Source organism: Pontibacter populi (assembly GCF_040278685.1).
Classification (GTDB): domain Bacteria; phylum Bacteroidota; class Bacteroidia; order Cytophagales; family Hymenobacteraceae; genus Pontibacter; species Pontibacter populi.
The window spans coordinates 39,725-53,618 of the sequence record NZ_JBEOKT010000009.1 but is presented as its reverse complement, the minus strand read 5'-3'; the positions used below and the strand labels follow the sequence as shown (position 1 = coordinate 53,618).

The following is a 13,894-nucleotide window of genomic DNA, read 5'->3' as shown; positions in this document are numbered from 1 at the left end:
CTGATGAGACAACTCAAGATAAGCAAACAGATCACTAACCGCGAAAGCCAGTCGCTTGATAAGTATTTACAAGAGATTGGTAAAGTCGATTTGCTTACACCGGATGAGGAAGTGTCGTTAGCACAGAGAATCAAAGAGGGGGATCAGTTTGCACTTGAGAAATTGACCAAAGCCAACTTGCGTTTCGTGGTGTCTGTAGCAAAGCAGTACCAGAACCAGGGCTTGTCTTTAGGCGACCTTATTAACGAAGGTAACCTTGGTCTTATAAAAGCTGCAAAGCGTTTTGATGAAACAAGAGGTTTTAAATTTATCTCTTACGCTGTTTGGTGGATCCGTCAGTCTATTCTGCAGGCGTTGGCCGAGCAGTCGCGTATTGTGCGTTTACCATTGAACCGGGTTGGTTCACTTAACAAGATCTCTAAGTCATTTTCAGAACTGGAGCAGAAATTCGAACGCGAGCCATCTCCGGAAGAAATTGCAGAAGTACTGGAACTGACAACCGCTGAGGTAGTTGATACCTTAAAGATTTCAGGCCGCCACGTATCCGTGGATGCCCCGTTTGTGCAAGGCGAAGAAAACCGTTTGCTTGATGTACTTGAAAACGAAGACGAAGAATCGCCGGACATGGGTCTGATGAATGACTCGCTTCGCAAAGAAGTACAACGTGCACTTTCAACACTTACAAAGCGCGAAGCTGACGTAATTACGCTATACTTTGGTTTGAATGGGGAGCATTCCCTGACGCTGGAGGAGATAGGTGAGAAATTTAACCTGACCCGCGAGCGTGTTCGCCAGATCAAAGAAAAAGCGATCAGAAGACTTCGTCATACATCTAGAAGTAAAGCATTGAAGCCATATTTAGGCTAAGCTTATAGTTTAAGCAGCAGAAGCCCCGGCCATAAAGCCGGGGCTTCTGTCGTTTATAGCGGTTGTCTGTCTATTTCAGTAGAAGCAATTCGGGCAAAGGAGCAGATTTTTTAGTATACTTGCATCCAAAATTAATTGCACTGATTTTCCATGGAAATAGAAAAAGTAAAATGCCTTATTATCGGTTCGGGCCCTGCCGGTTATACTGCAGCTATATATGCATCCAGAGCAGGTCTTAAGCCTGTATTATACCAGGGTTTACAGCCAGGTGGTCAGCTTACCATTACCAATGATGTTGAGAATTACCCTGGCTACCCGGATGGTGTAAAAGGCCCGGAAATGATGGAGGACTTTAAGAAGCAGGCCGAGCGCTTCGGTACGGATGTACGTTATGGTATTGCCACTGCAGTAGACTTTTCAGGTCAGCCTCATAAAGTAACTATAGATGATCAGAAGGTTATTGAAGCAGATACCGTAATCATTTCGACAGGCGCATCTGCTAAGTGGCTGGGTCTGGAGTCAGAGGCAAAGCTTAACGGCAATGGTGTATCGGCTTGTGCGGTTTGCGATGGTTTCTTTTACCGTGGTCAGGATGTGGCTATAGTTGGCGCCGGCGATACAGCAGCTGAAGAAGCTACTTATCTGGCAAACCTGTGCAAAAAAGTATACATGATCGTTCGTCGTGATGAGATGCGTGCTTCTATTATTATGCAGGAGCGTGTAAAGAAAACTCCGAACATTGAGATACTATGGAACTCGGTTACAGATGAAATTTTGGGTGATGATGTAGTAACAGGTGTGCGTGTTAAAAATGCCCTTACCAACGAAACCAGGGAGATACCTGTTAATGGCTTCTTTGTAGCGATAGGTCATAAGCCAAATTCCGATATATTTGCTGATTTCCTTAACCTTGACGAGAACGGTTATATCCGAACTATACCGGGTACTTCTAAAACCAATATTGACGGTGTTTTTGCTTGCGGCGATGTGCAGGACTTTACCTACCGACAGGCGGTAACTGCTGCAGGTTCGGGTTGTATGGCTGCCCTTGATGCGGAGCGTTACCTGGCAGCGAATGATTTGCACTAAAATTTAACAGTAAGTACTTCTCTGATTTGCACTTTATTTTAGTTCAGTCTGTTGGAGAGGTTACAATAAATTGGCTTTGATGTAGTTTATGTATGCGTACAGCAGAATTATAACTCCCCGAATGCCTAATTAAAGACCAATGCCAAAGTTTAAAAGTCCCTTATCAGTTGTACTCTTTTTATTGTGTATGCTTTGCCTGGCACAAGGCGCTACTGCACAAAAAAAAGCCAAAGACCTGTTTAAGGTTAAGTCGCCTAAAATACAGTACGTTCGTCCGGATACGACTATACTGATTGAGTATGAAGAGTTTGATGACGAGAACTCTGATGCCGGAAAATCTATTAACTTCAGTCCTAAAAAGGAGCTTTCTATAGTTAGCGAAGATACCACTGAGCTTGACCTGGGAGAGCAGCACATAGTTGAAGTGTCGGATGAAGTACTGATAGACTCTACCTGGATCAGGATTGCCGGTTATTATGCCATCTGGGATACGCGTAACATTAATCCTTACCGCATGGATGCACGCCAGCTGAAAGATACAGTAGATGTGCAACTATACGACCCGCGTTCAAATCGTAACTATAAAATGCCTTTAGAGAAAACTCCTGTAACCAGCCATTTCGGGCACAGGGGTTACCGCTGGCATTATGGTACTGATATTGACCTGGACACAGGTGATAGTATTTATGCTGCTTTTGATGGTGTGATACGAATTAACAAGTGGGATGGTAGCGGTTATGGAAACTATATAGTAGTACGCCATTACAACGGCCTGGAAACACTTTATGGCCACATGAGCAAGGCAATTGCCAAGCCAGGCCAGTTTGTTAAAGCAGGAGAGATGATCGGTTTAGGCGGTAGTACAGGTCGTAGTTCCGGTCCTCATTTGCACTACGAAGTACGTTACCAGGGTAACCCAATAGACCCAGAGCATATCTACGATTTCCCGGATTACCTGCTGAAAGGGCAGAGTTTCCAGATAACTTCAGCACTATTTAACTATTACAATAAAAGTAAAAAGACTTCTTCCAATAGTGGTCGCAGGTCATATTATCATACCATCCGTAAAGGAGATACATTATCCGGTATAGCTAAAAAATATGGTGTAACGGCCTCCCAGATCGCTAAACTGAATGGCATGAGCACACGTTCAACGCTGCGTGTAGGTAAACGCTTACGTGTCAGATAATAACAACATCCAACATGAAACTAGACATACTTACATTCGCTTCGCACCCTGATGATGCAGAGCTTGGCTGTTCCGGAACTATAATAGCACACATTGCTGCCGGCAAAAAAGTAGGTATAATTGATCTGACAAGAGGAGAGCTTGGTACGCGCGGAACACCTGAAACACGCGCCAATGAAGCAGAAGCAGCGTCTAAAGTAATGGGGCTGTCGGTTCGTGAGAATCTTGGTTTTGCTGATGGTTTTTTTGTGAATGATAAAGCACACCAGTTAAAGATCGTTGAAAAGATTAGACAGTACAGACCTGAGTTAGTGATCATGAACGCCATCCACGACCGTCATCCGGATCATGGCAAAGGTTCTGAGGTTGTATCGCAGGCTTGTTTCCTGGCCGGCCTTAAAATGATAGAAACCACCGGACCTGGAGGAGAGAAGCAGGAGGCCTGGAGACCAAAGGTAGTTTATCATTACATCCAGGACCGCTATATTAAACCCGATGTTATAGTTGATATCACGCCTTACTGGGATCAAAAACTGGAAAGTATTCGCGCTTTTAAAACCCAGTTCTATAACCCCGATGATGCTTCTGAAAACACGTACATCTCATCTCCTGAGTTTATGGAATTCCTGGAAGCAAGAGCTAAAGAGTACGGTCATGCTATTGGCGTAACGTACGGCGAAGGTTTTACTGTAGAGCGCCACATTGGTGTAAAGAGCTTATTTGATTTGATTTAAGACTAAGATTTTCGTTTAACTATAAACAGTAAGGGCGCTACTTCATGGTAGCGCCCTTACTGTTATAAGATAATCTACAGTTGTTAGGTTCTGTTCTTTCTCCAGTTCGATGCATTTGTAGTTGCAGCTATAGTGCCGTTATCTACTATAGATGGCTTTTGTTTTTGCATCAGCATAGCTGCCAACGCAACTGCTATAGTTTCTTCCTCTTCCGTCGGCTTCGGTGTCAGGTCATCTGCTGAGAAGTAACGCTCTATAAATTTAGTATCAAAGTTTCCGCTCACAAAAGCCTCATGTGTTAAAACAAATTTCCCAAACGGGAGAGTCGTTTCAATTCCGGTTATCTGGTACTCATCAATAGCACGCAACATTTTTTCGATTGCTTCCTGTCGGTCTTTGCCAAACGTTACCAGCTTCGCGATCATCGGGTCGTAATAGATCGGGATATCCATGCCTTGTTCAAAGCCATCATCCACACGCACACCCAGGCCTTGCGGGCGCTTATACGTTTCCAGTCTGCCGATATCAGGCAGGAAGTTGTTGGCCGGGTCTTCGGCGTAAACGCGCAGTTCCAACGCATGACCGTTTATAGTTAGTTCTTCCTGTCGGAAACTTAGTGCTTTGCCTTCTGCAATCTGTATCTGTTCGCGTACAAGGTCCAGGCCGGTTATTTGCTCGGTTACAGGGTGCTCTACCTGCAGGCGGGTGTTCATTTCCAGGAAGTAGAAATTCAGGTTTTCATCAACCAGGAACTCCACCGTACCGGCCCCTACATAGTTACAGGCTTTGGCTACATCTACAGCACAACGGCCCATTTCATCGCGCAGGCCCGGGGTAAGTACCGCAGACGGCGCCTCTTCAATCACTTTCTGGTGGCGACGCTGAATAGAGCACTCGCGTTCAAACAAGTGAACTATATTTCCGTGCATATCACCTAACACCTGTATCTCAATGTGGCGTGGCGATCCAATGTATTTCTCGATAAAAACAGAACCATCACCGAAAGCGGAAGTTGCTTCGCTCACGGCTAGCTTCATCTGCTCTTCAAAAACTTCCACGCTATTCACTACACGCATGCCTTTACCGCCACCACCGGCGCTGGCTTTAATCAGTATCGGGAAACCGATCTTCTGAGCGATCAGTTTGGCTTCTTCTACATCGGTAATGGCGTATTCGGTACCAGGCACCATCGGGATGTTATACTTGGCGACAGCAGCTTTTGCGGCCAGTTTGCTACCCATTAGCTCAATTGCATCCGGCGACGGACCAACAAATATAATTCCGGCTTCTTCTACAGCTTTTGCAAATCCGGCATTCTCGGAAAGGAAACCATAGCCCGGGTGTATCGCATCAACCTGCAGTTTTTTACAAACGTCTATAATTACATCACCACGCAGGTAAGATTCATTTGATTTTGGTCCGCCAACGCAGACCGCTTCGTCGGCAAAGCGCACATGCAGGGCATTTCGGTCGGCTTCGCTATAGATGGCTACCGTTTTAATACCCATTTCTTTAGCAGTGCGCATTACACGCAAAGCAATTTCACCTCTGTTTGCAATTAAAAGCTTATTTATTTTTCTCATGCCGGGGCTATTTTATTCTATAGTTCAAAGAAACGGCTTTGCGGCCAAACTTAAAAATCATATATTTAAAAAAGGCCTTAACTATAAAGTATTACATTGTATTTGATGACACAAAAACTTAAATTTGCGCTGCTCTATGCAAAAAATTGAATGATTGCATATAAAGCGCTTTAAGACAGAAAATATCCCGATAACTTAATTATTACTCAAGTGGATTTATTTGAAAAACTGTTGACCAATAGAGGTCCATTAGGTAGCCACTCTCATTATGCGCATGGTTACTTTACATTTCCAAAGCTGGAAGGTGAGATCGCACCACGTATGAAGTTCAGAGGCAAAGAGGTACTTACCTGGAGCCTGAACAATTACCTGGGCCTTGCTAACCACCCGGAAGTTCGCAAAGCGGATGCCGAAGCAGCAGCTGAGTGGGGTATGGCGTATCCGATGGGAGCCCGTATTATGTCTGGCAACACGAACTACCACGAGAAACTGGAGGCTGAACTGGCTGAGTTTGTTCAGAAGCCGGATGCGCTCCTTCTTAATTTTGGTTATCAGGGTGTGGTATCTATTATAGATGCGTTGGTTGACCGTCATGATGTGATTGTATATGATGCGGAATCTCATGCGTGTATTATAGATGGCCTTCGTCTGCACCAGGGCAAGCGCTTTGTTTATGCACACAATGATATGGCCAGCCTTGAGAAACAGTTAGAGCGTGCTACACGTTGGGCTGAAAACACAGGCGGTGCCATACTGGTAATAACAGAAGGTGTTTTCGGTATGTCTGGTAACCTGGGCAGCCTGGATAAAGTGGTAGCGTTAAAAGAAAAATTCAATTTCCGTTTATTTGTAGATGATGCACACGGCTTCGGAACAATGGGTAAAACAGGTGCCGGAACAGGTGAGCATTTAAATTGCCAGGACGGTATTGATGTTTACTTCTCTACGTTTGCCAAGTCTATGGCAAGCATCGGTGCCTTTGTTGCAGCTGATGAGCAGGTAGTAGAATATCTTCGTTATAACATGCGTTCGCAGATCTTTGCTAAGTCACTTCCGATGCCACTGGTAATAGGCGCGCTTAAGCGTTTAGAGTTACTGCGCACCAAGCCTGAACTGAAAGATCAACTATGGACAGTGGTAGATGCGCTTCAGTCAGGGTTACGCGAAAAAGGCTTTAACATTGGTACAACTACATCGCCGGTAACGCCTGTATTCCTGAATGGCCAGATACCTGATGCGACACAGTTAACGCTTGATCTGCGCGAGAACTTCAATATTTTCTGCTCAATCGTAGTGTATCCTGTAGTACCTAAAGATGTGATCATGCTGCGTCTTATCCCGACTGCTGCACATACCCTGGACGATGTGAAAGAAACGATCGATGCTTTTGAAAAAATTGCACAAAAATTGGACAAAGGCTTGTACTCTAAGTCTCCGGTTACCGCCTAGTTAGCTGTAAGGGCATATATTAAATTTCCTTAATTTTTGCTTCTTATTACTAAATGTGTATATTAGAGCTATTAAACCAAATGTTTCACTATAACAAATAGCTCTAATGAACAACAACTTTAGCAAACTGAGAGACCTAGTTATGTCGCTAGAATCTGATTTCGAAAAGTTCTACGACAAAAACAACGCAGCTGCAGGTACTCGTGTACGTAAAGGCATGCAGGATCTGAAAAACATGGCTCAGGACATCCGTAAGGAAGTTCAGGACATGAAAAACAGCACTGCTGATCAGAAATAGTAATCAGACAGACTACTGAAAATAAAAAAGGTGAACTGAAAAGTTCACCTTTTTTATTTTTAACTAACTATAAATTAACTAGTTAACTGTGATAAGGTAGTAGTTTTTCTTTCCTTTCTGTACTACCAGGTATTTGCCCTGAAGCAATTCATAGTCTATAGTTTCATCCGGGCTCTGTATCTTCTGGCGGTTAACGCTAACGCCACCATTCTTGATCATACGCTTGGCTTCACCCTTCGATTCGAAAACCAGGTTGCCTGTAACTTCTGAAAGCAGGTCACTTATAGTTTGCGTTTCGGTATAAGCACTTTTAGCCACTTCTATCTGCGGCACACCTTCAAACACACTTAGCAAAATATCTTCTTTCAGGCCTTTTAATGTCTCCAGATCACCTTTACCAAATAAAATTTCTGAGGCATCTATAGCAGCAATATAGTCCTCTTCGGAGTGCACCCGAATTGTAACATCTTTAGCTAATGCTTTCTGTAAAACGCGCAGGTGGGGAGCTTGTTTGTGCTCTTCTGTCAATCGTTCAATTTCATCTTGGGGTAGCAACGTATAAATTTTTATCAGCTTTTCAGCTTCCTCATCTGAAAGGTTAAGCCAGAACTGGTAAAACTTATAAGGTGATGTAAGCGTAGCATCCAACCAGATATTTCCGCCCTCAGATTTGCCAAACTTTGTACCGTCCGATTTTGTAACCAGTTTGCCTACCAGCGCAAAGGCTTTGCCGCCATCCATACGACGAATAAGTTCTGTACCCGTTGTGATGTTACCCCACTGGTCAGAAGCTCCCATCTGTAGCTTTACACCTTTGTTCTTATACAAATGATAGAAGTCGTAGCCCTGAATAAGCTGGTAAGAGAACTCCGTAAATGATAAGCCTTCGGCACGGTCACCTTCCTCATCAGCACTGATTCGTTTCTTTACCGAATCTTTGGCCATCATGTAGTTTACCGTCAGGTGCTTGCCTACTTCGCGCAGGAAGCCCAGGAAGCTGAACTCTTTGAACCAATCATAGTTATTTACAATTTCAGCTGAATTGGCACCGGCATTAAACTCCAGGAATTTCTCCAACTGTGCCTTTATGCCTTCCTGGTTGGCGCGCAGTGTAGTTTCATCCAGAAGGTTACGTTCTGCCGATTTGCCTGATGGGTCACCGATCATACCGGTGGCACCACCAACCAGGGCAACAGGCTTATGACCGGCACGCTGCAGGTGTACCAGCAACATAATAGTGGCCAGGTTACCAATGTGTAAAGAGCTTGCTGTCGGGTCGAAGCCAATGTAACCGGTTGTCATACCGGATGCCAGCTGTTCTTCCGTACCAGGCATGAAATCGTGGAGCATGCCTCTCCATCTTAATTCTTCTATCAGATTCATTTATACTTGGGTCTTTCTATAAAGGGCAAATATAAAAAAGAGTTGGCAGTATGTCAGAGTAAATTCAGATAGAACACTAGCGGGCTAAACTATAGTTTGTGAAGGTGTGCAGCTTAATGGTGTAACAGCATTCCATAGTTGCTTGGAATACGTATTATTATTTCAGGGTATAGTTTACAATAAATAAAGGCAATGTATCTCTAGTTGGTGTCATGAATGAGAAGAACTAGTTTATCCGGGGTAGAGTACTTCATCTTCTTTATAGTTGTGATTCATAGTATAGTTGGGGTGTATAGCTTTAACTATAACATACCCTTTTTTGAATCTTACACCAGCGAAGACGGCTACATAGAGAACATCACCGCATTTTCGTTACTTCTTGTTGCCGTGTTCTTTGGGGTGGCGGCCTCTAAGAACACCGGGTTTATACGGGTGGCACTTTGGTTTATAGCGCTTGTGTTTATTTTTGGCAGCGGCGAAGAGATATCGTGGGGCCAACGGATATTTGGGTATCAGACTCCAGACGAACTGAAAGACGTAAATACCCAGGGTGAATTCAATTTACATAACATGAAAGTGGAAGGCGTGAAGCTGAATAAGTTGATCTTTAGTACAGGTATGTATTCGGGGTTATTCTTTTACTTTCTGGGGTTGCCTTTGCTTTATAACTATAGTTCGGCCTTTCGCAACTGGAAACTTACGTTTATATCCATACCCAAACAGGAGTGGGGCTTGCTTTACCTTTTCAGCTTTTTAATTATTTTGATGATTCCAACTGGCAAAGCCTGGGAGTTGCAGGAGTTCACATTCGCTATTTTCCTGTTATCCTCTGTTTTCTATCAGCAGAATCCAAAGTTTGATGAGATCGTTGCCCGGCGAAAAGCGAACTATAGTTTGGCAGGCTAATAATCACGATTTATCCTTTCATTTTAATGCTGATACCTTAATTTTGTGTAGGCAATCTCTTACTCCGCACGCATGGCCCACACAGCTGAAAGTATTTTAGAACAACTCCAGAAACGCAACTTTGCTCCTGTTTATTTCCTGCAAGGCGAAGAACCTTACTACATTGACCTGATATCGGATTACATTGAGGCAAATGCCCTTCAGGAACACGAAAAGGGCTTTAATCAGGTGGTGATTTATGGTAAAGATGTGGATGTAGCTACTATACTGTTGCAGGCCAAGCGTTTCCCGATGATGGCGGACCGTTCGGTGGTTATAGTTAAGGAAGCGCAAAGCATTCTGGATATAGATAAAGAAGAAGGAGCCAAGCAACTCGAAGCTTATCTGAATAATCCTTTGCCATCAACTATACTGGTATTTGCCTATAAGCACAAAACACTGGATGGCCGCAAGTCGCTTTCCAAAACGTTCGCGCAGCATGCGGTAATGCTCACCACCAAAAAGCTGTACGATAACCAGGTGCCGGCGTGGGTTAACAACTACCTGAAATCGAAAAGTATTAAAGCTACGCCACAGGCAGTGCAGCAGCTAAGCGAGTTTATAGGGGCAGATCTGAGCCGCCTGGCAAACGAAATAGATAAATTATTGCTGAACCTGAAGCCCGGCCAGACTATAGATGAGAAGGTGGTGCTGGAGAATGTCGGCATCAGCAAGGAGTACAACATTTTTGAGTTGCAGGCCGCCATTATTGCCCTGGATGTTTTAAAAGCCAACCGCATTGTAAACTACTTTGAGGCTAACCCTAAAAATAACCCGGTCATCCCTAACATTGGTATGCTGTTTTCATTCTTCACGAAATTGTTAAGCCTGCACGCTGCTGCCGATAAATCGGATGCCGGGCTAAAAAAACTGTTGGGTCAGCAAGCCTGGAAATTAAAGGAGTATCAGCATGCTATGCGGGTTTACCCCATTGCTCGTGTAGTTGACATTATCCATTACATAAAAGTGGCAGATCTTCAGTCAAAAGGTATTACGGGTGGCGACATGTCTGAAGCAGATATTTTGCGGGAGCTGATGTTTAAAGTGCTTCACCCGGTTCCAAAAGTACTGGCAGTTTAATATTAGAGGGTTTGCACAATATTTCAGCCATACGAGCATTGTATATGTGTAAACCTATATTTTGTGGATGCTGCAATAATGTATACAAACTTGTAACAGGGCAGCTCGTTAAAATTTGTTAACTTTGAAAGAAGTGGCACGTAAATTTTGCCATTTATACTTTACCAGAATAAAAAACGAATAAGCCTGGCACTGCCGGGCCGTTTTATGAACATACTATGAAGATAGCGTACAAAATTGCACTGGCATCTGTGCTGGCGGGTGGTTCACATGTGGTAGTTGCCCAAAACACGCAGGTGTTTACTTCGCAGGATAAATACTTCCATGAGGGGTTAGAACTATTTGATAGGGAGAAGTATGGTGCTGCCCAGGAAGCTTTCCGTAAATATATTGAGCTGATAGGCGACGATGCCAAAACGGCCGATGCCCAGTATTATTACGCGCTTAGCGGTTTGTACCTGTTGCACCCCGATGCTGAACAGCTTATCCTGAATTTTGCCAAAAACTACCCGGCCCACCCAAAAACAGCACTTGCCAACTATGAGCTGGGTCTGTATTACTTCGAACAGAAGGACTATAAAAAAGTAGTGGATCTGTTGAAGCAGGCACCAACGCATTTACTAAGCATAAAGCAGAACAAAGAGCTCGAGTTTAAGCTTGGCTATTCGTATTTCGCTACAAAGGATTTTGCTAATGCTAAGATCTACTTCGATAAAAACAAAACCACTGGCTTCCGGGAGGATGTGCACCGCTTTGCATATGCATCCAATTACTATTCGGGTTACATCTCTTACCGAAACGGCGATTACGCTGCTGCCAAGGAGGACCTTAAAATAGCGGAGAAGAACGATGCTTATGCCCAGATTGTGCCTTACATGATCACTGAAATTCTGTACAAGGAAAACGATGTGTATGAAGTGATCCGGTATGGTGAAGCAGCCCTGGCACGCACGCCTAAAGTACAGCAGTCTGATGAGATAGCGTTACTGGTTGGTGATGCTTATTACCAGCGCGCAGACTATAAGACTGCAGACAAGTATTTCGACCAATACGCCCAGGGTAAGAAAAAACTGGATTCTGTTATTCAGTATAAGATCGGTTTTACAGACTATAAGAACAACAACTATAAGGATGCTATTACGCACTTTAAAGCTGTCGCACTTACTAAAGATGCCCTTGGCCAGAATGCGGCTTACTACCTGGGTTTAAGTTACCTGCGCGAAAATAACAAACAGTTTGCATTAACTGCTTTCGATCAGGCCCGCAAAAACGATCAGGACAAAGATGTTACGGAAGCAGCTACCCTAAAGTATGCCCAGGTAAACTATGAGGTTGGCAATTTTCGTGAAGTGATCAATTCGCTGACTACGTTTGGGAAGGATTATCCTGACTCAGACCAGGCAGCTGAAGCAGATAACCTGTTGAGCGAAGCTTACTTCAGTTCCAATAACTATCCGGAAGCGATCCGTCACATAGAGAGCATGCCGAAGAAGAGCTGGAAGATCTTACAGACCTATCAGCGTGTAACTTATCTGCATGGCGTTAACCTTTTTAATGAAGCGAAATTCCCTGCTGCAGTTACCATACTCGACAAGTCGTTGCAGTACCCGTACGACAAAGAAGTTACTGCAGCTACTCATTTCGTGAAAGGCGAAGCTTACTCGGTTGGCCAGCGTTACCAGGATGCTATAAATAGTTATGCGGCTGTGTTCCGTAACACTTCTGCCGGTCAGTCGGATTATTACCTGAAATCGCGTTACGGAATTGGGTATGCCTACTATAACACTAAGCAATACGACAAGGCGCTACCACACTTCCGCGCATTTGTAGATGGTACCAAGCCTAGCAACCCGAATCACTTCGATGCGATGCTGCGTTTAGCTGACCTGTATTATGTAAGCAAGAACTATAAGCAAGCCGAAGACCTTTATGATAAAGTAATTGCCTCGAACTCTCCGGACAAAGACTATGCTTATTTCCAGCGTGGTGTGCTGGCGGGCATTACAGGTAATAAATCTAAAGCAGAACAAAGCCTGAAACAGGTATTGAACGAATTCCCGAAATCGCGTTACGCGGATGACGCCCAATACCAGTCAGCTGTGCTTGATTTTGAAGCCGGCAACTATAGCCAGGCTGTTACTGGATTCAGCACGCTGATCAACTCGGGCTCAACAAGTAAGCTTATACCAAATGCCCTGCACAAGCGAGGGCAGGCTTACGCCAACCAGGGCAAGCACAACGAAGCCATACAAGATTACAAACGCGTACTGGATGATTTCCCAACATCAAAAATAGCCAGTGGTGCACTATATAGTTTACAGGAGTCGTTGGCAGCACAGAACCGAAGCGAAGAATTTGACGCTTACCTGGCAAAATATAAAGCTAATAACCCGGAAAGCACTGCTCTGGAAAGCATTGAGTTTGAAGCAGCTAAAACCCTTTACTTCAATGAGAAATACGATCAGGCCGTAGCTAAACTGGAAGCTTACTTAACTGCTTACCCGAAGAGCCCGTTTGTGTTTGATGCCCGTTATTTTCTGGCTGACTCTTACCTGCGTAAGAACGAAGGCCAGCGCGGACTGCAGCGCATGAAGGAAGTAATTGCTGAAAACAAATCGGAATACGTGAACCGTGCAATCCTGAAAGTGGCTGACCTTGAGTATGCGGCTAAGAACTATACTGAAGCCATTAAATACTATAGCCGCCTGCGCGATGTAGCCTCAAACCGTAAGGAACAGCAAAATGCCCTGACCGGCTTGATGATGAGCTACTATAACACGAATGATTTTGCCAACAGCAAGCGCATTGCCAGTGAACTGATTAGCCAGGGCAACGCGGCACTCAATGCTTACAATACCGCGCTGTTATTCAAAGCTAAGTCGACGTACGCGCAGGGCAACATGCCACAGGCCTTAACAGAACTGAAAGAAGCTGCAGCCGCTGCTTCGGACGTGCATGGCGCGGAAGCGCAGTACCTGGTTGCCGAGATCCTGTACAAACAGAAAAAGTATAAGGAGTCGCTGGATGAGGCCTTTGCCTTTAACAACAAGTTCTCGGGCCATGATTACTGGTTAGGTAAAACATTCCTTCTGATTGCTGATAACTATGTAGCGCAGAATGAACTGTTCCAGGCGAAAGCAACGCTGAACTCAATTATTGAAGGCTCGCCGGTTGAAGAAGTTGTGGCAGAGGCCAAACTGAAACTGGAGAAGCTTAATGGAGGCAACAGAGGCGCTGATACGACAAACGTAGGTAACGGCGGAGAGCAGAAGTAACA

General features: G+C 44.4%; 11 protein-coding genes. 9 read left to right on the top strand and 2 right to left on the bottom strand.

Going from position 1 to position 13,894, the window contains the following annotated elements:
• Positions 1-3: 3 nt before the first annotated feature.
• From ABS362_RS11550 to bshB1, 4 genes are all read left to right on the top strand, one after another.
• Entirely contained in the window at positions 4-867 is an 864-nt protein-coding gene (locus ABS362_RS11550) for a sigma-70 family RNA polymerase sigma factor (protein WP_025605096.1), read from the top strand.
• Between the two features lie 150 nt (positions 868-1,017).
• On the top strand, positions 1,018-1,956 hold the full coding sequence (gene trxB, locus ABS362_RS11545) for a thioredoxin-disulfide reductase (protein WP_350412634.1): 939 nt from the start codon (positions 1,018-1,020) through the stop codon (positions 1,954-1,956).
• 139 nt (positions 1,957-2,095) lie between these two features.
• Positions 2,096-3,145, top strand: a complete 1,050-nt coding sequence (locus tag ABS362_RS11540; protein ID WP_350412633.1) for a peptidoglycan DD-metalloendopeptidase family protein — start codon at positions 2,096-2,098, stop codon at positions 3,143-3,145.
• Between the two features lie 14 nt (positions 3,146-3,159).
• On the top strand, positions 3,160-3,879 hold the full coding sequence (gene bshB1, locus ABS362_RS11535; protein ID WP_350412632.1) for a bacillithiol biosynthesis deacetylase BshB1: 720 nt from the start codon (positions 3,160-3,162) through the stop codon (positions 3,877-3,879).
• 83 nt (positions 3,880-3,962) lie between these two features.
• Here bshB1 and accC read toward each other — a convergent pair whose 3' ends face one another.
• On the bottom strand, positions 3,963-5,462 hold the full coding sequence (gene accC, locus ABS362_RS11530) for an acetyl-CoA carboxylase biotin carboxylase subunit (protein WP_350412631.1): 1,500 nt from the start codon (positions 5,460-5,462) through the stop codon (positions 3,963-3,965).
• Between the two features lie 210 nt (positions 5,463-5,672).
• Here accC and ABS362_RS11525 point away from each other — a divergent pair, with 210 nt between their 5' ends.
• Positions 5,673-6,911, top strand: a complete 1,239-nt coding sequence (locus tag ABS362_RS11525) for an aminotransferase class I/II-fold pyridoxal phosphate-dependent enzyme (RefSeq protein WP_350412630.1) — start codon at positions 5,673-5,675, stop codon at positions 6,909-6,911.
• A 106-nt stretch (positions 6,912-7,017) separates the two neighbouring features.
• Positions 7,018-7,209 (top strand): histone H1, encoded by a 192-nt coding sequence (locus ABS362_RS11520; RefSeq protein WP_162426269.1) that lies wholly within the window; start codon positions 7,018-7,020, stop codon positions 7,207-7,209.
• Between the two features lie 78 nt (positions 7,210-7,287).
• Here the strand turns inward: ABS362_RS11520 and tyrS are convergent, their stop codons facing one another.
• Positions 7,288-8,592 (bottom strand): tyrosine--tRNA ligase, encoded by a 1,305-nt coding sequence (gene tyrS, locus ABS362_RS11515; protein ID WP_350412629.1) that lies wholly within the window; start codon positions 8,590-8,592, stop codon positions 7,288-7,290.
• Positions 8,593-8,808: 216 nt separating this feature from the next.
• Between tyrS and ABS362_RS11510 the strand changes: the two genes are divergently transcribed.
• The 3 genes from ABS362_RS11510 to ABS362_RS11500 all read left to right on the top strand — a co-directional run bounded on the left by ABS362_RS11510 (position 8,809) and on the right by ABS362_RS11500 (position 13,892).
• Positions 8,809-9,498: a hypothetical protein gene (locus tag ABS362_RS11510; protein ID WP_350412628.1), complete on the top strand. Its 690-nt coding sequence runs from the start codon at positions 8,809-8,811 to the stop codon at positions 9,496-9,498.
• Between the two features lie 72 nt (positions 9,499-9,570).
• On the top strand, positions 9,571-10,617 hold the full coding sequence (gene holA / locus ABS362_RS11505; RefSeq protein WP_350412627.1) for a DNA polymerase III subunit delta: 1,047 nt from the start codon (positions 9,571-9,573) through the stop codon (positions 10,615-10,617).
• A 218-nt stretch (positions 10,618-10,835) separates the two neighbouring features.
• The gene (locus ABS362_RS11500) at positions 10,836-13,892 is read left to right on the top strand and encodes a tetratricopeptide repeat protein (protein WP_350412626.1); all 3,057 of its coding nucleotides are present in this window, start codon (positions 10,836-10,838) and stop codon (positions 13,890-13,892) included.
• Positions 13,893-13,894: the final 2 nt, after the last annotated feature.